Source organism: Nonomuraea phyllanthi, assembly GCF_006334985.2.
Classification (GTDB): domain Bacteria; phylum Actinomycetota; class Actinomycetes; order Streptosporangiales; family Streptosporangiaceae; genus Nonomuraea; species Nonomuraea phyllanthi.
Genome location: NZ_VDLX02000036.1, coordinates 22218 through 48220 on the forward strand (window position 1 = coordinate 22218; position 26003 = coordinate 48220).

The 26003-nt window shown below is 73.1% G+C and carries 18 protein-coding genes and 1 pseudogene; 7 read left to right on the forward strand and 12 right to left on the reverse strand.

What is annotated here, in order from left to right:
* Positions 1-60: 60 nt before the first annotated feature.
* Positions 61-2091: an ATP-dependent DNA helicase UvrD2 gene (locus tag FH608_RS49185; RefSeq protein WP_139638138.1), complete on the reverse strand. Its 2031-nt coding sequence runs from the start codon at positions 2089-2091 to the stop codon at positions 61-63.
* 154 nt (positions 2092-2245) lie between these two features.
* On the opposite strand from FH608_RS49185, the gene FH608_RS49190 reads away from it, so the two are divergent.
* Both FH608_RS49190 and FH608_RS49195 read left to right on the forward strand, forming a co-directional pair.
* On the forward strand, positions 2246-3157 hold the full coding sequence (locus tag FH608_RS49190) for an alpha/beta hydrolase (protein WP_226900593.1): 912 nt from the start codon (positions 2246-2248) through the stop codon (positions 3155-3157).
* A gap of 134 nt (positions 3158-3291) precedes the next feature.
* Positions 3292-3540, forward strand: coding sequence for a mycoredoxin (locus FH608_RS49195; protein ID WP_139638120.1), 249 nt, complete (start codon positions 3292-3294; stop codon positions 3538-3540).
* Positions 3541-3607: 67 nt separating this feature from the next.
* Here FH608_RS49195 and nudC read toward each other — a convergent pair whose 3' ends face one another.
* Positions 3608-4582: an NAD(+) diphosphatase gene (gene nudC / locus FH608_RS49200; protein ID WP_139638121.1), complete on the reverse strand. Its 975-nt coding sequence runs from the start codon at positions 4580-4582 to the stop codon at positions 3608-3610.
* Positions 4583-4728: 146 nt separating this feature from the next.
* On the opposite strand from nudC, the gene FH608_RS49205 reads away from it, so the two are divergent.
* Genes FH608_RS49205 through FH608_RS49220 form a run of 4 tightly spaced genes read left to right on the forward strand, consistent with a single transcriptional unit; the run spans position 4729 to position 9976 of the window.
* Positions 4729-5868, forward strand: coding sequence for an ATP-grasp domain-containing protein (locus FH608_RS49205; protein ID WP_139638122.1), 1140 nt, complete (start codon positions 4729-4731; stop codon positions 5866-5868).
* Positions 5865-7376: an IucA/IucC family protein gene (locus FH608_RS49210; protein ID WP_139638123.1), complete on the forward strand. Its 1512-nt coding sequence runs from the start codon at positions 5865-5867 to the stop codon at positions 7374-7376. Before FH608_RS49205 ends, FH608_RS49210 begins: the two co-directional genes overlap by 4 nt.
* Positions 7377-8909 (forward strand): IucA/IucC family protein, encoded by a 1533-nt coding sequence (locus FH608_RS49215; protein ID WP_139638124.1) that lies wholly within the window; start codon positions 7377-7379, stop codon positions 8907-8909.
* Positions 8906-9976, forward strand: a complete 1071-nt coding sequence (locus FH608_RS49220) for a type III PLP-dependent enzyme domain-containing protein (RefSeq protein WP_139638125.1) — start codon at positions 8906-8908, stop codon at positions 9974-9976. The genes FH608_RS49215 and FH608_RS49220 overlap by 4 nt, the downstream gene beginning before the upstream one ends.
* Here FH608_RS49220 and FH608_RS49225 read toward each other — a convergent pair.
* Positions 9936-13214 carry an ATP-dependent helicase gene (locus FH608_RS49225; RefSeq protein ID WP_139638126.1) on the reverse strand — a complete coding sequence of 1093 codons (3279 nt, stop codon included), beginning with the start codon at positions 13212-13214 and terminating at the stop codon, positions 9936-9938. The two genes, FH608_RS49220 and FH608_RS49225, sit on opposite strands and share 41 nt — an antisense overlap.
* Positions 13208-16315, reverse strand: coding sequence for an ATP-dependent helicase (locus tag FH608_RS49230; RefSeq protein WP_226900595.1), 3108 nt, complete (start codon positions 16313-16315; stop codon positions 13208-13210). Before FH608_RS49230 ends, FH608_RS49225 begins: the two co-directional genes overlap by 7 nt.
* Positions 16316-16580: 265 nt before the next feature.
* Between FH608_RS49230 and FH608_RS49235 the strand changes: the two genes are divergently transcribed.
* On the forward strand, positions 16581-17204 hold the full coding sequence (locus tag FH608_RS49235) for an NUDIX hydrolase (RefSeq protein WP_139638128.1): 624 nt from the start codon (positions 16581-16583) through the stop codon (positions 17202-17204).
* 595 nt (positions 17205-17799) lie between these two features.
* On the opposite strand, the gene FH608_RS49240 is transcribed toward FH608_RS49235, so the two are convergent.
* From FH608_RS49240 to FH608_RS49275, 8 genes and pseudogenes are all read right to left on the reverse strand, one after another.
* Positions 17800-20547, reverse strand: a complete 2748-nt coding sequence (locus FH608_RS49240) for a CDP-glycerol glycerophosphotransferase family protein (protein WP_139638129.1) — start codon at positions 20545-20547, stop codon at positions 17800-17802.
* A 208-nt stretch (positions 20548-20755) separates the two neighbouring features.
* Positions 20756-21121 carry an MGMT family protein gene (locus FH608_RS49245; RefSeq protein ID WP_139638130.1) on the reverse strand — a complete coding sequence of 122 codons (366 nt, stop codon included), beginning with the start codon at positions 21119-21121 and terminating at the stop codon, positions 20756-20758.
* Entirely contained in the window at positions 21109-21468 is a 360-nt protein-coding gene (locus FH608_RS49250) for a hypothetical protein (protein WP_139638131.1), read from the reverse strand. Before FH608_RS49250 ends, FH608_RS49245 begins: the two co-directional genes overlap by 13 nt.
* Before the next feature lie 48 nt (positions 21469-21516).
* Positions 21517-22674 carry a S8 family serine peptidase gene (locus FH608_RS49255; protein ID WP_139638132.1) on the reverse strand — a complete coding sequence of 386 codons (1158 nt, stop codon included), beginning with the start codon at positions 22672-22674 and terminating at the stop codon, positions 21517-21519.
* Entirely contained in the window at positions 22668-23570 is a 903-nt protein-coding gene (locus tag FH608_RS49260; RefSeq protein WP_139638133.1) for a hypothetical protein, read from the reverse strand. Before FH608_RS49260 ends, FH608_RS49255 begins: the two co-directional genes overlap by 7 nt.
* A 71-nt stretch (positions 23571-23641) precedes the next feature.
* Positions 23642-24862, reverse strand: coding sequence for a S8 family serine peptidase (locus FH608_RS49265; RefSeq protein ID WP_139638134.1), 1221 nt, complete (start codon positions 24860-24862; stop codon positions 23642-23644).
* A 20-nt stretch (positions 24863-24882) separates the two neighbouring features.
* Entirely contained in the window at positions 24883-25599 is a 717-nt protein-coding gene (locus FH608_RS49270) for a hypothetical protein (protein ID WP_226900597.1), read from the reverse strand.
* Positions 25600-25671: 72 nt separating this feature from the next.
* Positions 25672-26003, reverse strand: a pseudogene (locus tag FH608_RS49275) (IS982 family transposase); the annotation flags it as partial.

Here is a 26003-nt window from a genome sequence, read left to right on the forward strand (position 1 = left end):
CGGGACAAGTCTGACGTGCCGCCCGAATGCCGCCAAAGCTGGCCCCGGACAGCCTGGGGATCACGCACCGCGGCAGAGGGAGAGGACGGCCTCGCCGTAGCGGTCGAGCTTGACCTTGCCGACCCCCGCGATGGACGCCAGCTCCTGCTCGGTCACCGGCGCCCGCTCGGCGATGGCCTGGAGGGTCACGTCGGTGAAGACGACGTACGGCGGGATCTTGGACTCCTTCGCCGTGGCCGTGCGCCACGCCTTCAGTCGCTCCAGGAGAGCCTCGTCGTAGTCGGCCGGACAGGTGGAGCAGCGGCCCAGTTTCTGCTCGGCCGCCGCCACCAGCGTCTTGGCGCACACGCGGCAGCTCACCGGGGCGGCCACCTGGCGGCGCTCGCGCGAGGAGGGGGACAGGCGTGGCGGGGACGCGGTGCGGCCGGTGAGCCCGTCGAGGAAGCGGGAGGGGCGGCGGGTCTTACGGGCGCCCGGCGCTCGGGCGCCGGCCCAGGACAGGGACAGATGCTCCCTGGCGCGGGTGATGCCGACATAGAGGAGGCGGCGCTCCTCCTCGATCTGCTCGGGGGTCTCGGCGTAGATGATCGGCAGCATGCCGTCCGTCAGGCCGACCAGGAAGACGGCGTCCCACTCCAGGCCCTTGGCGGCGTGGAGGGAGGCCAGGGTGACGCCCTCCACGGGCGGGGCGTGCTGCTCGGTGGCCCGGCGCTCCAGCTCCGCGACGTACGCGGGCAGGCCGGCCCCCTCGGCGGCCATGTCCTCGGCGAGGTCCGCCAGGGCCTTCAGCGACTCCCACTTCTCCCTGGCCTTGCCTCCGCCGGGCGGGTCGGGGGTCAGGCCGACGCCGGAGAGGATGTGGTGCACCTCGGAGGCCAGCGGCTCCGTGGCCGAGGAGCGGGCCGCGCCGCGCAGCAGCACGACGGCCTGGCGGACCTCGGGGCGGTCGAAGAAGCGCTCGGCGCCGCGCAGCACGTACGGGATCTCGGCCTTGGACAATGCCTCTTCGTACGCCTCCGACTGCGAGTTGACGCGGAACAGGATCGCGATCTCCCGCGAAGGCACGCCCCTGTCGAGGAGCTTCCTGATCGCGCGGGCCGCCCCCTGCGCCTCGGCGGGCTCGTCGTCGTAGTCGGCGAACGACGGCTTGGGGCCGTCGGGACGCTGGGCCACCAGGTCGAGCCGGTGCGGCGACCTGGCGGCCATGCGGTTGGCGAGGTCCACCACCTGCGGGGTCGACCGGTAGTCGCGGACCAGCTTGATCACGGCGGCGCTCGGGTGTTCCACGGCGAACTGCGTCAGGTAGCGCGGCGTGGCGCCGGTGAAGGAGTAGATGGTCTGGTTGGGGTCGCCGACCACGCAGATGTCGTCGCGGCCGCCAAGCCAGGTGTCGAGCAGGAGCTTCTGCAGCGGGTTGACGTCTTGATACTCGTCCACCACGAAATAGCGATACTGCTGGCGGATCTGCGCCGCGACCTCCTGGTGCTCGGTCATCACGGCGGCGGTCAGTTCGAGGATGGTTTCGAAGTCGACCAGGTGGCGCTCGCGCCTGATCTGCTCGTACGCGTCGTAGAGGCGGGCGATCTCCTCCGGCGGGACGGGCGGCGTGCGGTGGTGCTTCGCGGCGGCGGTGGGATAGTCCTCAGGGCCGACCTGGGTGACCTTGGCCCACTCGACCTCGGACGCGATGTCCCGCAACTCGGACCGATCCGCATTTTTCCGGACCAGGCGGCAGGCCTCCGCCAGCACCGGCAGCTTCGACTCGATCACCGAGGGCGCCTCGCCGCCGATGACCCTCGGCCAGAAGTAGGTGAGCTGGCGCAGGGCCGCGGCGTGGAACGTGCGGGCCTGCACGCCCGGCGCCCCCAGCGCGCGCAGGCGCTGGCGCAGCTCCCCCGCCGCCCGGGTGGTGAACGTCACCGCGAGCACGCTCTGCGGGTCGACCACCCCGCTGCGGACCGCGTACGCGATGCGATGGGTGATCGCCCTGGTCTTGCCGGTGCCGGCGCCGGCCAGCACGCAGACCGGCCCGCGCACGGCCTCGGCCACCGCGCGCTGCTCGGGATCGAGTCCGGCCAGGACGTCATCCATGTTGTTCACCCGTACATACTCCCAGGCGTGGCGGAAGGACTCTTTATTCTGGCAACATGCGGGCCCACGTATGTTCTTGTATCGTCCCGGAGCAAAGAACTGGTCTCCTCCCCCGCAATGGGGCCGACCATGTGCATGGGGGAAAGGGAAGGCTGTGCGAACTGCGGTAGCGGTGGGCGTGCTCGCGCTCGCAGGCGTCGTGCTCACACCCGTCGCCGCGGACGCGAGCCGGGAGCCGACACCGGGGCCCTCGTCGGTGACCGACGTCATCGACCAGGACGGCCTGGGCGGCTTCGCCAACGAGACCGTCGCCTACGGTTCGCACGCGCGCCAGCGCATGGACGTCTGGTGGACCCCCGACGGCCAGCAGCGGCCCGGCGTCTTCCTCATCCACGGTGGCTGGTGGTCGGCCGGCGACAAGCGCTACATGAAGTCGATCGTGCGCCAGTACGCCGACCTCGGCTACACGGTCTTCAACCTCAACTACCGCCTGTCCGGCGACGCGGCCTGGCCCGCGCAGCGCACGGACGCGCTGGCCGCGATCGCGCTGGCCCGCAAGAACGCCGGCCAGTGGGCGTTCGACCCGAGCGACTACGTGGTGATCGGGTTCTCCGCCGGAGGTCACATCGCGGCGGCGATCGGCACGTACGGCGACGGCATCAACGGGCTCAAGGGCGTCGTCGGCCTGTCGCCGATCATCTCGCCGCTGCGGGCCTACTCCGACGGCGAGAAGTCCAAGGAGCACAACAAGCGCAAGCTGCGCAAGGCCGCCATCCGCCTGGCCGGCGGGTGCGAGCCCAAGGGCAAGTGCTCGCGGGTCTGGGCCAGCATGGAGGTCGCCTGGCACGCCAGCCGCCACGACGCGCCGATGCTGACCGTGCACTCGGAGGACGAGTTCGTGCCGCCGCTGCAGAGCCGGCTGCTCAAGACGATGCTGGGGCAGGTGGGCGTGCCGGTGACGATCATCACGCAGCCGGGGATCAACCACAGCACCGCCCTCTACCGCGAGCCGGGCGTGGCCGAGCGCGTGCAGGCCTGGGTCGCGGAGCGCCTGGGCGCCATGTAGCGCTCCCGAGTCCTGCTCGATCGCGGCTGCCGGCCGGAAGCGGCGTGGTGGGGCGGTTTCGGGGGGATTAACCGGAGACTCGGCGTTGTTGCACCGAGCGCTCGCATCACCTGATCTCGGAGGGATCTCCCGACATGGCGCTCACGGTCTACAGCACCACCTGGTGCGGCCCCTGCAAGCGGCTCAAGTCACAGCTCGCCCGCGAGGGCATCACCTTCCAGGAGGTCGACATCGAGCGCGACCCGGCGGCGGCGGAGTTCGTGATGAGCGTCAACGACGGCAACCAGACGGTGCCGACCGTGGTGATCGACACCCCCAACGGCCGCATCGTCCGGACGAACCCCTCCGCCCTCGAGGTCAAGGCCCTGCTCGAAGCGGCCTGAGCCAGTCACCGGGCCGCCCTGACCACGGGCGGCCCTGACCACGGGGCGGCCTGTCACCAGTCGCCGGTCACCAGTCGCCGGTCAGCTCGCCGCCGTACCACGTCTCGATCAGGCGGCGGGCTATCGACACCGGCGGCGGCAACCGCAGCTCGCCCGTCTCCAGCGCCCGCGCCAGCTCCTCGCGCGAGAACCAGCGAGCCTCGGCGATCTCCTCGGCGTCGGGCGTGAGCTCGGTCGAGACGGCCTCGGCGAAGAAGCCGAGCATGAGGCTGCGCGGGAACGGCCAGGGCTGGCTGCCGAGATAGCGCGGGTTGACGACGGTGACGCCGACCTCCTCGGCCACCTCGCGGGCGACGGCGTGCTCCAGCGACTCGCCCGGCTCCACGAACCCGGCCAGGATCGACAGCCGCCCCTCCGGCCACTGCGGGCCGCGGGCGAGCAGGCAGCGGTCGCTCTCGTCGCGGACGAGCATGATCACGGCGGGGTCGACGCGGGGGAAGTGCTGGCTGGCGTCCTGGGGGCAGACCCGGATGTGGCCGCCGGCCTGGACGGTGGTGCGGGAGCCGCAGCGCGGGCAGTATTCGTGGCTCGCGTGCCAGGCCTCCAGCGCCACCGCGTAGACCAGCAGGCCCGCGTCGCGGTCGCCCAGCAGGCCACCCGCCTGCCGCAGGCCGGCCGCCACCGGCTTGCCCTCGGGCGTGTCGCGCAGGCTCATGGGGACCGTCAGGCGGCCGTTGGCGTCGCCCTTGGGGATGCCGGGCAGCGGCGCCGACACCGCGAAGTACGCGACCCCGTCGGCCAGCCCCAGAAGGTAGCGCGGCCCCGGCGGCGCGTCGGCAGTCGCGAACAGCACCGCCTGCACCTCGTCGCCGGTCCGCCGCACCAGTGTGTGACCGTTGTCGATCACCAGCACCCTGGTCGACGGCTCGGACCACATCCGCTCCACCCACCCCTCGTCGGCACGCAGCGCCGACGATCTGTCGATCGTGCCGCGCGCCAGAAGCAGGGGTCCGATGAGTTGCTCTTCCGCGGTCGTCTCCACAGGCCGCCCCCTCCCCAAATCCCCTGTCATCCTATGACCTCGCGGTTAGCCGCCGATTAAGGTATCCGCGCCCCGGGATGATCGCTCGGAGGCTAAGATCGACGAGTTAGGTTAGCCTTACCTGATCTTCCGGGGGTGCCTTCGCGTTGCGGCTCTATCTCACCGCCCTCAAACCGACCGACTCCGTGACGGACGGCTTCCTGCCCGCGGCCGAGGCCCTCGGGTGCGAGGTGACGATCCTGACGGACCGGCCCGAGCGGCATCCGTACGCGGTGGCGTGCGACGTGCGGGACCCGCGCGCCCTGATCGACACCGTCGAGCACCTCGGCAGGCCGGACGCGATCTTCACCAACTCCGACCATCTGCAGGCGGAGACGGCGCTGGCGGCGGCCTACTTCGGCCTGCCGGGCAAGGACTGGCGAGCCTGCGTGGCGGCGAAGAACAAGTTCCTGATGCGTCGCGAGCTCCTCAGGGCAGGGATCGAGCAGGTGTGGTCGACGCGGCTCGCCCCCGGCGACCCGGTGCCCGAGGGCGTGCCCTACCCGGTGGTGCTGAAACCTCGCGAGGGCGTGGCCAGCGAGGACGTCATGCTCGTCGAACGCGATCTGGCCTGGGCGGTGGCCGAGGTGCGCAAGCGGCGGCCGGGCGAGGCGCTGGTCGTGGAGGAGTACCTCGAAGGGCCGCTCCGCACCCTGGAGACGCTGGGGGACTCCTCCGGGGTGCGGGTGCTCGGCGGGTTCGAGACGACGCTGGGGGCGCTGCCGTACTTCATCGAGGAGCGGCTCGACTGGGCGGCGCCGGACGGGTCGCACGAGCACGTGCTGGGGGCGCTGCGGGCGCTGGGGGTGGGGTTCGGGGCGTGTCACACCGAGTACGTGCTCACCCCTGGCGGGCCCAGGATCGTCGAGGTGAACTACCGGGTGATCGGCGACCACTGCGACTTCCTTCTCGCCGACGTGCTCGGGGTGCCGCTGTTCGAGTGGATCCTGCGGGCGCACCTGGGCGAGCCGGTGCCCGCCGTGCCGGCGGCCTCCGGGCACGGGAGCGCGGTGAGCCTGGTCGCGGACCGGCCGGGGACCGTGAAGGACGCCCCGGGCGCGGAGGCCGTGACCGATGGCGACGTACGGCTCTGGCACCGGCCGCTGCGGGCCGTCGGCGACACCGTCTCCCTCACGCATACGAACCGGGACTATCTCGCGGTCGTCCGGGCCGTCGGGCCGTCCAGGCAGGCCGTGGACGCGGCGATCGCGGCGTACCGGGCCGCGCGGCCGTGGGTGGTCGAGTGAGCGGCCGGGACGCGGCGGGCGGTCGAAGGGGCGGCCGGGAGCCGTACCTGGCGGCCCGGGTGCTGGACGCGCTGCTGCGCGAGGACTACGGCGGGCTGTCCTCCCGGATCAGCCGGACCAGGGACGGCGTGGGGCTGGTGCTGGCGGACGGGCGGTGGGTGCGGCTGGCGCCCGGCGTGCTGTTCCAGGACTTCGTGGTCGCCGAGGACGAGCGGCTGGGGCTGGAGCAGGTGCTGGAGACGCTGGCGGAGATCGCCGACCCGGCGGACGCGGAGGGCGTCGCGGCGTTCTTCGAGGAGTGCCTGGCCGCGCTGGCCGCCATGGAGCTGCACGACGCGCACGCGGCCGAGGTGCTGGCGCGGGGGCCGTCGTACGAGGCGCTCGCCGCGTTCGTGGACCACCCCGTCTATCCGACCTCCCGGGCTCGGGTGGGGCTGTCCGAGGCGGAGTTGCTGGCCTACGCGCCCGAGTTCGCGCCGACGTTCGAGCTGCGCTGGGCGGCGGTGCCGCGCCGCGCGCTCGCGCCGGGCTCCACCCCGGACGCCGCGCCCTGGCAGGCCGGAGGCGACGAGGTGCTGTTCCCGGTGCACCCGCTGACCGTGGACGAGGTGCGGAAGATCGACGGGGTACGGCTGCTCGACGAGCCACGGGTGAGCGTGCGGCCCACCCTGTCGATGCGGACCGTCGAGCTCGACCCCCGCACCCACCTCAAGCTCCCCCTGCCGATCAGCACTCTCGGCCTGCGCAACCGGCGCTCGATCAAGCCGGGGACGCTCGGCGACGGGGCCAGGGCCGAGCTGCTGCTCCGCGAGCTGGCCGATCCCGGCGTGCTGCTCGCCGACGAGCAGGTCCACGCGCACGCCGGGCACGAATACCTCGCCTGGATGGTAAGGCGGCTGCCCGAGGGCCGCATCGTGCCGGTGGCGGCGCTGGCCGCGCCCGGAGTGCTCGGCGAGCTGGGCGGGCCGGGCGACGTCGTGCCGGCATACCTGCGGCTGCTGCTGCGCTGGAACGTGCGGCTCTTCGTGCGGTACGGCGTGGCGCTCGAAGCCCACCAGCAGAACCTCGCGCTGGTCTTCCGGGACGACGGCCTGCGGCTGCTGGTCAAGGACAACGACGGGCTGCTGGCGTCCCCGTCGAGGCTGGCCGCCGCCGGGGTCGCGGTGCCGGAGTTCGCCGACGCGCGGATGCTGAACGACGACCCGCACGCGCTGGCCGACGTGTTCGTGACCATCACGCTGCACCTGGCCGCCGCGGCGGTGGCGTTCGCGGCGATGCCGCACGAGCGGGCGGCGGCGCTGCTGCGCGACACGCTCGCCGAGGCGCTCGACGAGTACGGCGACGACCCCATGGCCAGGATCCTGCGCGCCAGGACCCTGGACGCCGCCAGGCTCACCGGCAAGTCAATGATCACCGCCGGGACGCTCGTGGCGAAGGAACGCTCGGGCGCCCGTGACGTCAACAAGTTCTACGGCACCAGCGGGCCCAACTACCTGAGGAGAGCTTAGATGCAAGGACTGGCCATCGACGTGCCCTCCGCCCTGGCCGAGGAGGCGACGCTGGCGGCCCTGCTGCGCTGCTGCGTGCGGGAGCTGGCCGGGCCGCGCGGCCTGGTGTGGGCGGCTCCGCCGTACCTGCTGCTGCGGGTGGGCGGCACGCTGCTGCGGGCCCGCACGTACGGGGGCGCGGCGCTGCGCTTCGACGGCCCGCCCGAACGCCTGGAGGACGGCGCCTGGCAGCCGCTGACGACCGGCGAGCTGGTCGGCCTGGCCGGGTCGGACCTGCACGGGGAGAACGCCGAGTTCGGCGGTCAGGTGCTGGCCAGCCGGGAGGCGGTGGCCGCGATCCTGCGGGCCAGGGCGGGGGCGGTGCCGCCGGCCGATCCGTGGCTGGCCTCGGAGCAGTCGCTGGTGTACGGGCACCGCTTCCACCCCAGCCCCAAGGCGCGCGGCGGCGACGGCTGGCTGCGCTACGCGCCCGAGGCGCACGCCCGCTTCCCCGTCAGGCTGCTCGGCGTGCGCGAGGACGTGCTCGCGGAGGGCGGTGACGTGTCGGTGCTGGACGCGATGGGCCAGGCGCCCGACGGGTACCGGGTGCTGCCCGCCCATCCCTGGCAGCTGGAGCTGCTGCGGCCGGCGTTCGGCGCGGAGCTGATCGACCTGGGTCCTGGCCCGGTCGTCCTGCCGACCTCGTCGGTGCGCACGGTCTACGTCCCCGAGGCGGAGGCGTGCCTGAAGTTCTCGCTGGACGTGCGGATCACGAACTGCGTGCGCAAGAACGCCTGGTACGAGCTGGCCGGGGCGGTGGAGCTGACCTCCCGGCTCGGGCCGATCTTCGACGAGGTGGCCGAAAGGCACCCCGCCACCCGCTGGCTCCCCGAGCCCGGCCACCGCTCGGCGGCCCTCGGCACCCGGCTCCACGAGGGCCTCGGCGTGATCGTCCGGCAGAGCCCCTGGTCCGCCTGCGACCCCGGCGTCACCCCGGTCCTCGCCGCCGCGCTGGCCGTCGACGCGTCGGCCAAGGATCCGCTCGCCTGGTGGCGCGCGTACGTGACGGTGGTGGCGCTGCCCGTCCTCGACCTGTACTTCACGCACGGCGTCGTGCTGGAGCCGCACCTGCAGAACGTCCTCGCCGGTCTGGACGCGGACGGCCTGCCCGTGCAGGCGGTCTTCCGCGATCTGGAGGGCGCCAAGCTCGTCGCGGGCCGTCACGACCTCGGCGGCCTGCATCCCGAGGTGGCGGCGGCGCTCACCTACGACGCGGAGCGCGGCTGGGCGCGGGTGGTCTACTGCCTGCTCGTGAACCACCTCACCGAGATCGCCGCCACGCTGGCCGGGCAGGACGACGGGCTGCTGCGCGAGCTGTGGCGGGCCGCCCGCGACCTGCTCGACCGCCAGGCCGCCGAGCTCGGCCGGCCGCTGCCCCTGTCGGACCTGCTGGCCGGCGCGCCGCTGCCGGCCAAGGCGAACCTGGGCGTGCGGTGGGCCAGGGCCGCCGACCGCGCCGCCGGTTATGTCCCGATCGCGAACCCGCTCGCATGATCGGCGACCGTGTCCGGGACGCCGCGCTGGGCCTGCCCGAGGTCCCCGCCTACCTCTACGACCTGCCCGCGCTGGACGAGCACGCCGCGTCGGTACGGCGGGCGCTGGGCGACGTCGAGCTGTACTACGCCGTCAAGGCCAACCCGGACGCCGAGTTGCTGCGCGTGCTGGCGGAGCACGTGGACGGGTTCGAGGTGTCGTCGGCCGGCGAGCACGCGCACGTCACGGCCCTGTTCCCGAGCAAGCGGCTCGCCCTCGGCGGCCCCGGCAAGACGGACGCCGAGCTGCGCCTGCCGCACCACCGCATCCACGTCGAGTCCCCGAACGAGCTGCGCCGCCTGCTCGCCACGGGGCTGGAGGCCGACGTGCTGCTCAGGCTCAACCCCGACCTGCCGGTGGAGGGGGCCGCGCTCACGATGAGCGGGCCGTTCGGCATGGACGAGGAGGGCGTGGCGGAGTGCCTGCCGCTGTTCACCGAGCGGGTGCGCCTGCGCGGCCTGCACGCCCACCTGGCCAGCGGCCTGGCCGCGCCCCAACTGCTCGCCCTGGCCGGGGCGCTGCTGGACGTCGGGCACGAGGAGGTCAACCTGGGCGGCGGCATGGCGGTCTCGTACGCCTCGCCCGGCGAGCGCTTCGACTGGGCGGCCTACGGGGCCGGCCTGGCGGGCCTGCGGGGCGGGAGGCGCCTGCGGATCGAGCCGGGCAGGGCGCTGACCGCGTACTGCGGCCACTACGTGACGAGGGTCGTGGACGTGAAGCGGGTGCGCGGCGAGGCGTACGCGATCCTGCTGGGCGGCACCCACCACCTGCGCACGCCGGTGACCAAGGGCCACGACCAGCCGTTCACGATCCTGCCGACCGGCGGGGGGCCGGGCGTGACTGATGAACCGATCACCTTCGTCGGCCAGCTATGCACCCCGAAAGACGTTTTCGCCCGAAATATCGTGACCTCTGCTCGTGTGGGGGACACGGTGGTGTTCGAGATGGCCGGCGCCTACGCCTGGAACATCTCCCACCACGACTTCCTCATGCACCCGAAGCCGGCTTTCCACCATCTGCGCGCCTGACCTTCTCGATGAGCGCGACCAGGCCGTCGGCGTCGAGCAGGTCGACCGGCCGCACGGTGCGGTTGGCGCGTACGTAGTGGAAGGCCGCCCCCACCTTCTCCAGCGGCACGCCCGCCAGGTGCGACCAGGCCAGCCGGTACGCGGCCAGCTGCACCGACGCCACCCTGGCCGCCTTCCCCCTGGGCGGCTGGCCGGTCTTCCAGTCGACCACCTCGTAGCCGCCGTCGGGCAGCTCGAAGACCGCGTCCATCCGCCCGCGCACCAGCCGGTCGGCGATCATGGTTTCGAACGGCACCTCGAGATCGACCGGCCGCCGATCGGCCCACTCGCTCTCCTCGAACCGCTCCTGCAGCTCGGCCAGGCGCACGTCGGCCTCTTCGAGCTCCTCGTCGTACAGCTCCAGGTCGTCGATCAGCCGCTGCTGCTCCCAGCGCGTCTCCAGCCACTTGTGGAACGAGGTGCCCCGGCGCGCCAGCGGCGCCGGCTTGACCGGCACCGGGCGGCGGATCCTGCGGGCCAGCTCGCGCGGGTCGCCGGCCAGCGTGACCAGCGACGACACGGTGAGCTTCGCCGGCAGCTCGACGATCGTCGCCGACCTGCGGCGGTGCAGCTCGCGCTCGCGCAGCAGCAGGTCGGTGTCGCGTTCCCAGGCCCGCAGGCGCTCCTCCTCGAACGCCCGCAGCGGCTCGTCCTCCTCCTCGGCGAGCGTGCCGGCCAGGGCGTCCTCGACCAGGCGGGCGCCGTCGAGCACGGACTCGTAGCGCAGCCCCTCGGGGGTGACCGGCCAGGTGGCCTCGGCGGGCTCGGCGAGCAGCGGGTTGGCGGCGCCCTCGGCCGGATCATCGGCCCAGAACGAGACGCGGTCGGCGGTGTCGCGGATCTCCAGCAGGAAGTCGGACGGCTCCAGCGGCTTGGTGGCGCTGCCCCAGCGGTAGCCGGAGGCGATCAGGTGGTAGTGGGCGCGCGTGACGGCGACGTAGGCCAGCCTGCGCTCCTCCATGAGGTCGCGCTCGCGGCAGTGCTCGTCGAACGCGGCCAGCTCCTCCTTGCTCAGCCCGCCCAGCCGGGGCAGGTCGGCGGCGTCGCCGCGCAGCGGGTAGGGGAGCTTGCGCGGGTTCTCCGTCCAGCGGCTGTTCATGACCGGGGTGGCGGGGAAGATGCTGCCCGTCGCGATCGTCCCCTTCGAGCTGACCAGCTGTGACAGGCCGGGCACGACCACGACCGGCCACTCCAGGCCCTTGGAGGCGTGCACGGTCATGAGCTTGACGCTGTTGCTCTCGCCGACCCGGCCCGCCTCAAGCCCGAACTCCTCGCTCTCGGCCGCCTGCAGGTAGGCCAGGAACGCCCCGAGCGTCGGGTCCTCCGAGTCGCCCGCGAACCTGGACGCCGCGTCGAGGAACGCGTCGAGATCGGCCCGCGCCGCGAACGCGCCGACCGTGCCGCTGCGCGCCGCCACCTCGATGTCCAGCCCGAGCGTCCGCTCCACCTCGGTGATCAGGTCGGGCAGCGGCTGCGCGGTGTGCGCCCTGAGCCGGCGCAGCTCGTGGGCCAGGGCGACGAGCCTGGTGCGGGCCAGCGGCGAGAGCTGCTCCAGCCACTCCTCCCGGTCGGGCAGCTCGTCCAGCGCGTCCACCAGGCTGCCCCGCTCCTCCGCCAGGTCGGCCACCACCTGGTCGAGCGGGTCCTCCTCGCGGCCGCTTTCGCTCAGCTCGCGGGCCAGCTGCCTGGCGTGCTCGCCCAGGACCCGCAGGTCGGCGGGGCCGATGCGCCAGCGCGGCCCGGCCAGCAGCCTGGCCAGCGCGTCGCCCGCCGTGGGGTCGTACACGACGCGCAGGGTGGCGACGATGTCGGTCACCTCGGGCACGGTCAGCAGGCCGCCGAGACCGACCACCTCGACCGGGATGTCGCGCTCCTCCAGCGCCCTGCGCAGCGCGGGGAACTGCGAGCGCTTGCGGGCCAGGATCGCGACGTCCTGGGGCTGCACGGCGAGCGTCTTCTTCCGCTCCGTCTCGCCCCAGGGCAGGCCGTCGGGGGCGCTCTCCTGGCCGAGGAGCCCGGCGATGCCGTCGGCGATCCACTTCGCCTCGTCCTCGGCGGTCTCGTGGAAGGCGCAGGTGACGCGGCCCCGGTCGACGCGGTTGGCGCCCGGCACCAGCACGGGCACCTCGCGGGCCTCCATGCGCAGCGGCAGCTGGACGCGGGCGGCGACGTCGAGCACCCGGTCGCCGTTGCGGAAGCTGACGCTGAGCTGGCGGACCTCGGCCGGGTCGCCGGTGCCGGTGCGGAAGTCGCGGGGGAAGCGGCGAAGGTTGCCTGCCGAGGCGCCGCGCCAGCCGTAGATCGACTGGCAGGGGTCACCGACGGCGGTGACCGGGTGGCCGCCGCCGAAGAGGGAGCGGAGCAGGACGAGCTGGGCGTGGCTGGTGTCCTGGTATTCGTCGAGCAGCACCACCGAGTAGCGGGCGCGCTCGATCTCGCCGACCTCCTTGTGGCCGGAGGCGATCCGGGCGGCCAGCGACATCTGGTCGCCGTAGTCGATGACCTCCCTGCGGCGCTTGAGCCGTTCGTACGCCTCCACCATCGGCAGCAGCTGCTCCCTGGCCGCCTGGACGCCCAGCGGCTTGCGCTGGGCCACGGTGGTCCTGCCGGTCAGCACGTCGTGCCGCTCCTGGAGCCACTCCCCCACCCGGCGCACGTCGGCCGAAGATCGCAGGTGCTCCGACAGCTCGCCGGCGAGCTCGAGCACCGCCGCGGTGACCGACGGCGGGCCCAGCTCGATCCGGTCCATCGGCCCGTCATACATCGCGACCACCCGGGACGCGAGCTGCCACGACACGGCCGGGGTGACCAGGCGCATGGTCGGCTCCAGCCCCTCGCGCAGCGCGTGGTCGGTGACCAGGCGGGCGGCGTAGGCGTGGTAGGTGGACACGGTCGGCTCGTTGTCGAGCGCGCCCGGCTCGACCAGGCCCGCCTCGGCCAGCCCCGTCAGCCGTTCCCTGACCCGGTTGGCCAGCTCGGCGGCGGCCTTGCGGGTGAACGTCAGCCCGAGCACGTTCTCCGGCTTGACCAGGCCGTTGGCGACCAGCCACACCACGCGCCCGGCCATGGTCTCGCTCTTGCCCGAGCCCGCGCCGGCCATGACCACCATCGGCTCCAGCGGGGACTCGATGACCGCGGCCTGCTCGCGGGTGGGGGGCAGGATGCCGAGCTTGCCGGCGAGTTCGGCGGGGGTCAGCACACCTGGCCCCCGCCGTCGTTGACAGGGCAGCTGGCCCTGGCCGCGCACGTGCGGCAGCCGTCGTTGACCTTGGCCTGGAAGAACGGGCCCGACATGCCGATCGCCACCGTGTCGACCAGGTCTTTGGCCCAGCCCGGGTCGTCGTCCTCCGACAGCGGCCGCTGCTTCTGCTCCAGCGCGTCGTTCTTGCCGCCCGCCTTGCCGAGCTGGACCAGCGCGGCTCCGCCCGGCTCGGTCATGCCGTGCCGGGCGAACGCGCCGAGCAGCGCGGCGAGCTGGTAGACGCCGAGCTGGGGATGGCGGTCGAGCTCGCCCGCCTTGGGCTTGGAACCGCCGGTCTTCAGGTCGATGATCACCGCGCGGTCGCCGGAGTCGCGCTCGACCCGGTCGACGCGCCCCTTGATCTGGACGCCTTCCGACACCATCGCCGTGAACGCCTCCTCCAGGGCCACCAGCTGCCGCGGGTTCTCCTTGTGCCAGCGCAGGAACTTGCCGATCATCTGCTCGGCGACCTGGCGCTGCTTGCGGTTGTACCAGACGCCGCCGAAGTCGAGGTCGTTCCAGATCTGGTCGAGGCGCTCGCCGAGAAGGTCCTCGCTGGGCAGGTCGGTGGCCGCCAGGACGGCCAGCGCGTGGATGATGTTGCCCAGGCCCTGGGCGGTGCTGGTGCCCGCCGCGCCGACGGCCGTCTCCAGGAGCCAGCGCAGGCCGCACTTGGTGAAGCTCTCGACCGCCGAGGGCGAGATGCTGACGATGTCGCCTGGCCAGCTGAGCGGGCGGTCGTCGGAGATCGGCGTCAGGGCGTACCAGTCGTTGGGGTGGGCGCCCTGGACGCCCGCGGCGGCGAGGCGGGCCAACTGCCTGGCGGCGCTCTGCCGCACCTTCCGGGGCTTGGTGGGGTCGGTCACCGCGCCGCGGAGGTCGGCCACCAGCGCGGACATGGTCAGCCAGCGGGCCCGGTCGTCGACCGTCGCCGTCTCCACCGCGCCCGGCATCAGCTCCGACAGGAACCTGGACGGCCGCTCGTCGGTGTCCTCGCCGCCCACCGCCGTCACCACCAGCCTGCGCCTGGCCCTGGTGACGGCCACGTAGAACAGCCTGCGCTCCTCGGCCAGCAGCTTGGAGGCCAGGGACGTGGCGTTCGGCTCGGCGCCCTCGACCACCTCGATGAGGTCCTCCACGCCGAGCAGCGACCCGCGCAGGCGCAGGTCGGGCCAGACGCCCTCCTGCACGCCCGCGACGACCACGACGTCCCATTCGAGGCCCTTGGAGCGGTGGGCGGTCAGCACGCGCACGGCGTCGCCGTCGGGCGCGCGGTCGGCCAGCGTGTCGCCGGGGATCTCCTGGGCGGCCAGGTCGTCGATGAACACCTCGGGACCCGCCTTGGGCATGCGGTCCACGAACCTGGCCGCGTGGTCGAACAGCGCCACCACGGCGTCGAGATCGCGGTCGGCCTGCGCGCCCCTCGGGCCGCCCTGCAGGCTCAGATCGGTCCAGCGCTCGGCCAGGCCGCTGGCGTGCCACACGGCCCACAGCAGATCCTCGGCCGTGCCCTCCTGCCGGGCGGCCTCGCGGGCGGCGGCCAGCAGCTTGGCCACGCGCTCGGCGGGCAGGGCGATGTGGGGCTCCACGCGGGTCAGCTCGCGGGCGTCGCGGACGGCCGCGACCAGCAGCTCCCCGGACGACCGCGTGCCCTCCGCCTCGTTCTCGGCGATCTTGAGCGCGCGGCGGAGGCGCCGCACGCCGATCATGTCGGTGCCCCCGAGCGGGCCCGTCAGCAGCTCCTCGGCCGCGCTCTCGTCGAGCAGGCCGGGATCCACGGCGACCTGGAGCATCGTCAGCAGCGGGCGGACGCCCGGCTCCTGCGCGATCGGCACCTCGTCGCCCGCGATCATCGTCGGCACGCCGGCGTTGACCAGTGCCCGGCGCAGCAGCGGCACCTGGCGCTTGGCCGAGCGCACCAGCACCGCCATGCGGTGCCACGGCACCCCGTCGATCAGGTGCGCGCGGCGCAGCGTGTCGGCCACGATGGCGGCCTCCTGGCTGGTGCTGTCGGCCAGCAGCACCCGCACGTCACCCGGGTCGCTCTCGGGGAGCGGCGCCAGGTCGCGGTGGTCGTGCTCGTGCCCGTAGGCGTGGTCGGGCATGGGCGCGACGGGCAGGCGGGCCGCCACCCGGCGCGAGGCCTCCAGCAGGTCGGCGCCGCTCCTGCGACACACCCGCAGCGCCAGCACCGGCGCCTCGCGGCCGTCGCGGGATCTGAAGCGCTCGGGGAACTTCATGATGCCCTGCACGTCGGCGCCCCTGAACCCGTAGATCGACTGGTCGGGGTCGCCGACCGCGACCAGGTCGCGGCCGTCGCCCGCCAGCTGGGCCAGCAGCGCCTCCTGCGCCGGGTCGGTGTCCTGGTATTCGTCCACGAACACCACGTCGTGCGCCGCCCGCTCCCGCTCGCGCACCTCCGGCCTGGCCAGCAGCGCGGAAGCGGCCCCGATCAGCTCGGCGTAGTCGTAGGTCTCCTCCGGGTCGAGGTCGAACCTGACCTGGTAGCGCTCGGCGAACCTGCCCGCCGCCGCCCAGTCGCCCCGCCCGTGCAGCCGGCCGAGCGCGATCAGCCGCTCGGCGTCGAGCCCCCGCTCGTTGGCCCTGGACAGGAAGTCACGCAGCTCCTCGGCGAACCCCCTCGTCTTGAGCGGCTCGCGCAGCGACACCGGCCAGTCGGTCGCGCCGCTCTCCAGCTCGCCGTGGAGCAGGCGGCGGATCTCCAGCAGCTGCTCGGGACCGGTCAGCAGGCGCGGCGGCGCCTTGCCGTCGAGCACCGCCTCGCGGCGCAGCAGCGCGTAGGCGTAGGAGTGGAACGTGAGGGCCAGCGGGCTGCGGGTCGTGCGGCGCAGGCGGGCGGTGACGCGCCGGCGCAGCTCCTCGGCGGCCTTGCGGCTGAAGGTGAGGATGAGCACCCGCTCGGGATCGACGCCGCGCCGCTCGATCCTGTCGACCACGCTCTCGACGATCGTGGTGGTCTTCCCCGTGCCGGGGCCGGCGAGGACGAGCAGCGGGCCGCTCCCGTGGGCGACCACGGCCCGCTGGTGCTCGTCGAGCACAGGGGGCACAACAGGGCCGCCGCTGCCACGCCGCACCAACCGCCAGGTCTGACCACTCACAACCCTAGATTCCACCAGACCACAGGGGTAGATCGTGCCGACTTGCCCGGTCTCCCCACGCGATCCGCCTACGGTATCGGGGAGAATCTCCGCATTCGCGTACGACACGCCGCCCGCGATTTCGCCCAGGGCGTGCGGAAACGCCTGGTGATCTTTCCTTGTAACGTAGGGGCGGCATCCCGGCTCGGCGGCGGAGGTTGATCGCATGCGGTGGCAGGTCCACTCCGAGAGGTCCCTCTACGCCGACGAGTGGCTGGACATCCGGACGGCCGACGTCGAACTGCCCGACGGACGCCGCATCGACCACCGCCTCATCCGCACGGCGCCCGGCGCGGGAGCGGTCGTCACCGACGCGCGGGACCGGGTGCTGCTGATCCGCCGGCACCGCTTCATCACCGACAGCTGGGGCTGGGAGATCCCGCTCGGGTGGGTGGACGAGGGCGAGATGCCACGGGACGCGGCGGCGCGCGAGGTCGAGGAGGAGACCGGCTGGCACCCCGGGCCGCTGCGCCCGCTGCTGTCCATCCAGCCGTCGAACGGCCTGTCCGACAGCCTGCACCACATCTACCGCGCCGACTCCGCCACCCACATCGGCCCGCCGTCCGACCCGTGCGAGGCGGAGCAGGTGGAATGGGTGCCGCTCGCGGACATCCGCCGCCTCATCGACAACGGCGAGATCGTCTGCGGCACGACCATGGCCTCCCTCCTCCACGTCCTCCTCGAACACCTCCCCCACAGCCCCCTCCGCCCCGAAGACATAACCCGCGAAACCAACTACGACCCGGAGCGCCGCTTCCTCCTCCCCGACCTGCCCGACCTGTTCTCCTGATCCATCCGTTACGGCTCCGCACCGTGGGCCGCACGCGCCGCCGCCGGTGACCGTCTGTCATGGCCGGTCGTGAAGGCCCACGGGTCGCTCGCCGTTACGACGCGCATTCTTGACCGGCTGGGTGGTGAAAACCCCGGACCACCGGCCGCCCGGCTCCACATCCCGCCCGAGAGCTCACAGGGCACGCCAGGAGCAGCGCACCGAACGTCAGGGACCCCAGGCCAGGAAGGCGTGTCGTGAGGCACTGGAGGGCGCGTCGCGGGCTCATGACGGCGCGCTGCGGGCCGGGAATGCGCGCGTGCGGTTCCTCCGAAGTGGACCATGCGCCACACGGATGCACCGCGCAAGCCGCGCTGCACCCCGAAAGCACCCTGCCCCCGAAAACACCCTGCACCGCGAAACACCCTGCGGTGGGGAAGTGGCGGGCGGCGGGGTGCTCGGAGCCACGGAGTTGCGTAACGAGGCGCTCGTTACGGTGAGCAGCCCGTGGGCCTTCACGACCGGCCAGGACAGAGGGTCACCGGCGTCGGCGCGTGCGGCTCACCGCGCGGAGCCGTAACGGATGGGCGGTTGGAGACCGTGCGGAGCCGTAAAACTAGGAAAAAAGGTGATCAACAACGCGCGACGTAGACTTCCCGTCGTCGCGGGGGGCGAAGGTGCGGCGGAAGGCGTCGTAGCGGTCGGAGTGGGAGGCGGCGACGCTGTCGATGGAGCGCAGGGCCTCGATCACGTCGGCCGACGTCGACAGCAGCGGCCCCGGCGCCTGCTCGGGCAGGTCGAGGTAGATGCCCCGCTTCGACGAGTATTTCGCCAGGTCGTAGCCGTAGAGCACGATCGGCCGCCCCGTGCTGGCGAAGTCGAACATGACCGACGAGTAGTCCGTCACCAGGACGTCCGTCACCAGCAGCAGCTCCGCGATGTCGGGATAAGTGGTGACGTCGCGGGCGATGTCGGGGACGGCGGGAGGTGCCTGCATCGGGTGGGCCCGCACCAGGATCTCGTGGTCGGCCCCGAGCGCCTCGCGCGCCTTGGCCAGATCGAGCTTGACCATGGCGTTCTTGCGATCGTAATCGCGCCACGTCGGCGCGTACAGGACGACCCGCTTGCCCTCCGCCAGCCCCAGCCGCTCGCGCACGGCCGCCGCCAGCGCCTCGCGGTCGGGTGAGTGGAGCACGTCGTTGCGCGGCAGCCCGCTCTCCAGGATCTCGCCCTTGTAGCCGAACGCCTTGCGCAGCACCGGCGTGGCCCACGGCGACTGCGACAGCAGCAGGTCCCAGCCGCGCACCTCCGCCGCCTGCCGGTGCCAGATCGGCGGCCGGGGGTCGCGGGCCATGTGGGGCTGGTCGTTGCCGATGTGCTTGACCGGGGTGCCGTGCCAGGTCTGCACCACCACCTGGTCCTCGCGGGCGCGGAACCAGACGGGCAGGAACGAGTTGGTCACGATGTGGCGGGACCTGGCCAGCGCCGCGTGGTGCTCGCGGCTGCCCGCGCGGATGACGGTGGCGTCGCCCGGCGGCACGAACGCGCCGTCCTTGACGACCCAGATGTGCTCGCGGTCGTCGCCGCGCCGCAGCCGCTCCTCGTAGATGGCGCGGACGCTGTCGGCGTAGAGGCGGCCGTCGTTGACGACGTAGACGGTGGCGTCGGTCAGCGGCTCGGTGCGCTGGGCCGGGTAGAAGACGCGGCGCAGCACGTGGGTGCCGGCCACGCCGCGCTCGTCGGCGGGCCGCGCCTCCTCGACCGTCACGACCGGCACGTCGAACCGGGTGGAGATCATCCGGAAGACGTGCCCGCCGATCGTGCGCGGGTCCTCGTCGAGGGTGGCCAGGGCGGCGTGGTCCATGCGCAGCGGCACGATCTCGCCGGAGGGGTGGCGGATCGACATGTTCCACGTACCGGAGGCCAGCGGCACGGGCTCGCCGAAGCGGTCCATGGCCGACGGCTCGACGCGGACGGTGAACTCGTCGCCGGAGCGCTCCATGGGCAGCCAGTAGGACAGCCCGGACCGGTGGCGCAGCGTCAGCGTGCGCGGCCCAGGAGCGTCGGGGTAGGTGCCGCGCAGGACGAGCGCGGAGCCCTCCCAGACCGCGGACGTGATCACCGGGCGGATGCGGTGGGCCGAGACGACCACGCGGTCGCGGCGGTCGCCGAGCACGGTGATCTCGCGGTCGCCCACCGTCGTGCGGGTCTCCACGAGGTCGGCGAGCATGACGGACGCCGCGGGGTCGCCCTTGGGCTCGACCCAGAGCCGCCGGCCGTCCTTCTCCTGCAGCAGCGCGGGCACGGCCAGGCCCACCACGACCTGCGTGCCGTTGCCGGCGGGCGTGAAGTCGGCGGCGATGCGGTGGCCGCCCAGCCGGGCGTGGCCCTTGGTCACGGTGCGGCCGGGCAGGAAGATCTTCAGCTCCAGGCGCTCGCCCTCGACGGTGACGCCGGTCAGCTCGGCCCGGTTGGGCTGGACGACGACCTGCAGCGCCCGGTCGGACGTCCACACCGGCCTGATCCACCAGCCCGGCTTCAGCCGGAGCCCGGCGGGACGCTCGGGGCGGCCGACGGAGGAGCCGCGCAGCAGGCCCGTGGCCCGCGCGCCCCGGCTCCAGAACACGATCTCGGCCCGCCACGTCGTGGCGTCGGGCACGGACGGCCGGTGGCGCATCCGCCGCCGCACGGCCGACACCGCGCCGCGGACGGCGCCGCGCCAACGCAGCGGCCACGGGCTCAGCTCCGCGGTGAACCCCGACCAGTCGTAGTTGCAGCCGGGCTCGCGGGCGCCGTGGGTGGCCTCGGGCGCGAGCACGCGCCGCGTGCGCATGCGGATGGGCGGCAGCCAGCGGGGCCCGCGCAGGACCACGGTCGCCCAGTTGAACCTGCGGCTGCGCACCGAGAGCCCCGCCAGGTAGGCGAACCCGGTGACGCGCAGCCTGCCGTCGACCCAGACGATGTCGTCGATGTGGGTCACCGGCACGAGGTCGGCGCGGCGCAGGCGGTAGAGGTCGGCCGGGAGCTCGTCGCGGAAGGGCAGGTCGGCGTACCAGCTCAGGCCCTTGCGGATGCGCTTGGACGGCTCGGCCGCCGCCTCGACCACCTTGACCAGCGTCTCGCCCTCGACCAGCTCGTCGTCGGGGCGGTGCTCGATCAGGTGGCAGATGACGCGGCGCGCCACCGGCAGGTCGCGTTTGACCGCCGGGTCGACGCCCGCCAGATAGGGTCGGACGAGGTCGAGCATCTCGCGCCGCCGCGCGGGGCCGCGTTTGACCGCGAGGTCCATGCGCGCCCCGAGCGGGCCGCTGAGCACCTCGGTGTCGAACGCGGCGTCGCGGCCGCCTGGGCCGGCCGCTCGCATGACCGCTTCCAGAGGCTCGCCACGATCGCAGAGGTCCTGGACAGCCTTCAGGCGGTCGGCGAGCGAATCGCCGCCCTGGCTTCGGGCTGTGACGCCGGTGGCCATAGGGGAGGCACCGCCTTTCGGGCCGCCATCAGTGTTCTGCCCATGGTAATGGGAGTCACATGTCACGGATTCGCCCGATCGGCGAAACAGCAGGTCAGGCCCCTTACTGAAAATCCGCTGAACGCCCGTCCCAGCGTGCGGCCCGCATGTCCACCCGCTCGCCCCGCAGCGGGGTGCCCTCCTCGCGCCAGTGCGCGAGACAGCGTTGCAGGTGGTCAGGGGCCGCTCCGGAGCCGTCGGCGTGCACCACCCGCCACCACGGCACGCCGCCGCCCCACGTCGACATCACCTTGCCGACCTGCCGGGGGCCGCCCTCGCCGAGGTATTCGGCGATGTCCCCGTATGCCATGACCTTGCCGGGCGGGATGCGCTCGACGAGGTCGAGCACCCGCTCGGCGAAGGGGTTCAGGCCGTCCGGAGCGTCGGCGCCGCCGTACGGGGCATCGCCGACGCCGTTCAGGGCGTCCATGCCGCCGGGCCCGCGTCGATGATCTCGGCGAACTTGCCGATCTCCATGGCGTCGTCGCCCGTCACGACCTCGATGACGCCGTCGCGCAGCGCGTAGACCTCGCCGTCCTCGCCCACGAGCCGGGCGCCGAGCGCGGACGACAGCCGCAGCAGCTGGGCGACCTGCCAGTCGGAGCCCGGCTCGCCGACCAGCTGGCCGCGCCAGCGCGCCACCACGTGGGTGCCGCCGCCGTGGGCGGCCGTGATCTCGTCAGATCCGCGCAGCTCGAAACCGGCCGGTGCGATGGCCTTCGCGAGCTCCGCGAAGGCGAGTGGTGACTCGCGCACCACCCGCAGCTCGTATCCCATGACGCGCGACCATAGCGGATCTTTACTCTCCGCGCGGAAGGTAAAGCCTCACTCCTTGCGCTGATTGAGCACGATGATCGCGCCGCAGAACATGACCAGCGCGAACAGCACCCCTCCCCCGTACAGCCACAACCGCAGCGGATCGGGGCCCGGCGGCGTCGGCATCGGGGAGTCCTCGCCCTGGCCGAAGTGCTCCATGCCGGGCGCGACGCTGCGCTGCTCGCCGGTCAGCCGCTCGGCGGCGTTGAGCGCGGCGGCCGCGTCGACCACCCCGAACCCGGTCTGGTCGTCGTATCCCGCGGCGGGCCTGCCCCGCGCGCTCGACGCGAGCGCCTGGGCGACCTGCTCGGGCGGCAGGTTCGGGTAGCGCGACTTGATGAGCGCGGCCACGCCCGCCACGAGCGCGGCGGCCGAGCTGGTGCCCTCGGACATCTCGTAGCCGCTCTCGCGCTTGACCACGGGCACGCCCACGCCGGGGGCGGCCACCAGCACGGACAGGTTGTCGCTGCTGAACGGGGCCCGCCTGCCCTGCTTGTCGGTGGCCGCCACGCCGATGACGCCCGGGTAGCCGGCCGGGAAGCTCCAGTAGGAGGTGCTGTTCTGCCGGGCGTAGTTGGTCAGCCCGTCGTTGCCCACGGCGGCGACCAGGACGACGCCCCTGCCCAGCGCGTACGAGACGGCCTCGCGCTCGGACCTGAGCGGGCCGTAGGAGCCGATGGACATGCTGATGACCTTGGCCCCGTGGTTGGCCGCGTAGCGGAGGGCCCGGGCGAGCGGGCTGTCGGAGACCTGCTGGTCCTCGTCCTGCTCCGGCGGCGGGACGACCAGCTCGGGGTCCTCGTCGGTGACCATGGTCAGCGACAGGATGCGCGACTCGGGCGCCACGCCGATCAGGCCGTCGTCCTCGCCCGAGGCCGCGATCAGGCCCGCCATGGCGGTGCCGTGCCGGCCCGGCGGGAGCTCGCGGCTGATCACGCCCGCGGTCATGTCGGGGCCCACGCTCACGCGGCCCTTCAGCTCCTTGACGTCGACGTCCACGCCGCTGTCGATGACCGCGACGGTGACGCCCTTCCCCTTGGTGACGTTCCACGCCTGCTCGACGTTGAGGGCGTCGAGCACCCACTGCTGCTGCTCGCGTACGGGGTCGGCGGAGGCCCCGGTGAAGAGGAGGAGCGCGGCGGTGAGCGCGCGGGCGGCGGCTAGCACACGTTCCCCTGGGTGCAGGGCGGCACCTTGGGCGGGTCCGCGAGGAAGTAGGCGATCTGGTTGCCCACGGACTTCGCGGCCGGCCACAGCTCGCTGTGGAGGATCTCCTCGGGCGGGATCGCGGCCCTGGTCCGTCCGTCGGCGTAGCCCGCCGTCGAGAACACGATGTACGGGCCCGCGCCCACCCAGCCGGTGCGCTGGCGCTGCTGGGGGCCGAAGCGCTCGGTGACCGTGCCGGGGAAGGCGACGGGCAGCACGCCCACGCGGTCGTCCTGGGTGAGCTCCTCGGTGGCCGAGACCCTGGACTCCTCGTCCTTCAGCACGGCGACCCCGACGGTGATCACGAACGAGGCCGTCTGGTCGGTGTACGTCGCCCGCAGCATGGAGACGCAGCCGTGGCTCTGCAGGACCCCGGCCACGGCGGCGTCCACGCCCTTGGCGCACTCGGTCTCGGGGGCGATGCCGATGCGCCTGGCGTACTGCTGGGCCCGGTCGAGCCCGAGGTACTTCACCTCTTCGGGGAAGACGCCCGTCGAGGGCCAGGCCTGCCAGCGCCTGGCGATCTCCTCCTGCTGGTACTGGTCGCGCTCCGCCGGGGTCAGCGGGCGCGAGCGCGTCTCGGCGAAGAGGCCGACCGTGCCGAGCAGCACGATCATCGACGACACGACGATGATGACGCCGAGCATCGCCACGAACATCCGGCGATAGCGCACGCCCTGCTGGAGGGCGTCCATCTCGATGCGCTGCCGGACAGCGGCGCGCTCCCGGGAGTTGGCCGCCGGCCAGGCGCGTACGCGTGACCGCCGGCCGGTGGTGGCCCCGAGCGGGTTGTCCCGTCGCGGCGTGGCGTCTCCTTCGGCGCGCGGTAGCCCTGATGTCGGCCTACGACCCTTCACCACCACCTCGTTTCGTGCTCACGGCTCCTCGGATCCGCTCCGCGTCTATTTCGTCCCCCTAAGAGGGCGGATCATGCGTCTTGCGAGGTGTGTGCCCGTCGCACACGCCTGACCTCGACGAATATGACGCCCAGCGAGCCGAGCGCGCCGGCCGTCGCCGCGGCGGCGATGGCCGAGTAGGCCGTGACGCGCTTGTCGTCCCTGGCGATGACCTGGATGGGCCCTGCCCGCCCGCCGGCCGCCGGCCTGGCGGGGTCCTGCGTCTCCGGGCCCGTGGCGGTCTCGGTGTAGCCGGCCAGCTTGCCGGCCTCCGACAGCGCCCTGGCCGCGTTCACGATGCCGAAGCCGGTGCCGGTGTCGTAGCCGCCGGGCGGACGGTCGGTGGCGCCCGCGCTCATCGCGCGGGCCACCAGCGCCGGCGACAGGTGCGGGTATCTGGCCTTGATGAGGGCGGCGATGCCCGAGACCAGCGCGGTGGCCTGCGAGGTGCCCCGGCCGACCCAGTACTCGTCGCCCGGGCCCGCGCCCATGATGTCCACGCCGGGGGCGGCCACCAGCACGGAGGAGTTCCAGTTGGAGAACGTGGCCCGGCGCAGCCGCCGGTCCGTCGCGCCCACCGAGACCACGCCGGGGAAGGCGGCCGGATAGGAGTAGGGGGCGAAGTCGCCGGCGATCTTCCGGTCGCCGTCGTTGCCCGCGGCGGCCACGAGCACGACGCCCTTGGAGATGGCGTAGCGGATGGCCGCCCGCTCCTCCCTGGTCGCCAGCTCCTTGGAGATCGACATGTTGATCACGTCCGCTCCCTCGTCCACCGCGTAGCGGATGCCCCGTGCCACCACGTTCTCGAAGCGCTCCGCCGAGTTGAACTCCCAGAAACCCGGCTCCTCGTCGTCGAGGATGACCCTTACTGACAGTACGTCCGCTTCGGGCGCGACGCCGATGATCCCCAGTTTTCCTCCCTTTCCGTGGCCGTGGCCGGCGATCAGGGAGGCCATGTACGTGCCGTGCAGGCGACTCGGGGCGACGCCCGGCGGGTTCGCGCCGTCGGTGAAGTCCTTGCCCACCCGCACCGAGCCCACGAGGTCGCGATGGCCGGGGTCGACGCCGGAGTCGAGCACCGCCACCGTCACGCCGCGGCCCTTGCTGACGCGCCACGCCTTGGCCAGGTCGAGCGTCTTGATGACCGGCCGCTGCCCGCCGCGTACGTCGTCGGCCAGCGCGGGCGGGCTCGCGGGCAGGGCCGTGAACAGCGCCACCCCGGCACCGACCGCCGCCGCGCCCCGCCTCACCATGGATCGGGTACTGCCCCTGCTCAGCACCGCCACTCCTCGGCGGCGCAGTCGGGCACCTTCGGCGTGCTCAGATCGGTCAGCACGTGCTCGGCGATCTCGGTGGCGAAGGCGAAGATGGCGGGCCGCTGCTCGTCGGCCGCGCTGGTGGGCCGCCCGTCCACCTGCCCGGACGTGGTCAGCACGAGGTACGGGCCCGCCTGGCGTACCGAACCGGCCTGGCGCACCTCGGGCGTGAACCGGTCGGCCACCGTGCCGCTGAAGGCCAGCGGGCGCAGGCCGGGCACCGGTTTGCCGCTGTCGGAGAAGGCCGTCCTGGCGCGCGCGGCGCCCGGCTCGTCGCGCAGGGCCACCACGCCGATCGTGACGAGCACGCCCTGCAGCGCGTCGACGTACGTGGCGCGCAGGACACCCCGGCAGCCCGCCTCGCGCAGCGCCTTCGCCGCCTCGGCGTCCACGGGGTCGCAGGAGGTGCGGGGCGAGATGCCGATCCGGCTGGCGCGCTCGCGCCCGCCCTGCTCGGCGGAGTAGGGCAGCGTGGCGGGGAAGATGCGCCCGGCGGGCCAGGTGCGCCAGCGCTCGGCGACCTCGCGCCGGGCCGCCGCCTGCAACTCCGCCGCGGTGGGGCCGCGGGTGAGCTCCGCGCCGGCCGCGCTGCCCGCCACTCCGGCGGCCACCGCGCAGAGCAGGCTCAGCGCGGAGGCCGCCACGAGAGTCGGCCACGGCCTGGCGGAGTTCACCCCATCGACCTTAATAGGGGCGTCCGGGGAACTCCCCCAGAAACCCCCTAGATGAGTAAGTCCTAAGTCGGGTTAGTGGTCGTATGCGATCAGTGATCGGGCGATGGGCTGGCCGGTGTGGCGGTTGTGCCAGATGGCGGCGGTCAGGGCCAGGATGCGCTGGGCGATGCGGGCACCGACGCCGGTGACCGTCCGGCCTCCGTGCAGTTCTAGGTTGAGCTGGCCTTTGAGGGTGTCGTTGACGGACTCAATCAGCTGGCGGATTGGTTTGAGCAGGTGCTCGCCGGGGCGTGGGGTGCGGTTGCGGTAGGACGGGCGCAGCAGCCGTACCCCGCGCTCGGCCAGGAAGGTGTCCAGTTCGGCGGAGATGTAGCCCTTGTCGGCAATGATGAGTAGGCCGGGCC

Bases quoted from the DNA above. Each gene is read 5' to 3' on its own strand.
- FH608_RS49185 (WP_139638138.1), bottom strand. From the start codon at position 2,091: ATGGATGACGTCCTGGCCGGACTCGATCCCGAGCAGCGCGCGGTGGCC.
- FH608_RS49195 (WP_139638120.1), top strand. From the start codon at position 3,292: ATGGCGCTCACGGTCTACAGCACCACCTGGTGCGGCCCCTGCAAGCGG.
- FH608_RS49215 (WP_139638124.1), top strand. From the start codon at position 7,377: ATGCAAGGACTGGCCATCGACGTGCCCTCCGCCCTGGCCGAGGAGGCG.
- FH608_RS49220 (WP_139638125.1), top strand. From the start codon at position 8,906: ATGATCGGCGACCGTGTCCGGGACGCCGCGCTGGGCCTGCCCGAGGTC.
- FH608_RS49235 (WP_139638128.1), top strand. From the start codon at position 16,581: ATGCGGTGGCAGGTCCACTCCGAGAGGTCCCTCTACGCCGACGAGTGG.
- FH608_RS49240 (WP_139638129.1), bottom strand. From the start codon at position 20,547: ATGCGAGCGGCCGGCCCAGGCGGCCGCGACGCCGCGTTCGACACCGAG.
- FH608_RS49245 (WP_139638130.1), bottom strand. From the start codon at position 21,121: ATGGACGCCCTGAACGGCGTCGGCGATGCCCCGTACGGCGGCGCCGAC.
- FH608_RS49250 (WP_139638131.1), bottom strand. From the start codon at position 21,468: ATGGGATACGAGCTGCGGGTGGTGCGCGAGTCACCACTCGCCTTCGCG.
- FH608_RS49265 (WP_139638134.1), bottom strand. From the start codon at position 24,862: ATGGTGAGGCGGGGCGCGGCGGCGGTCGGTGCCGGGGTGGCGCTGTTC.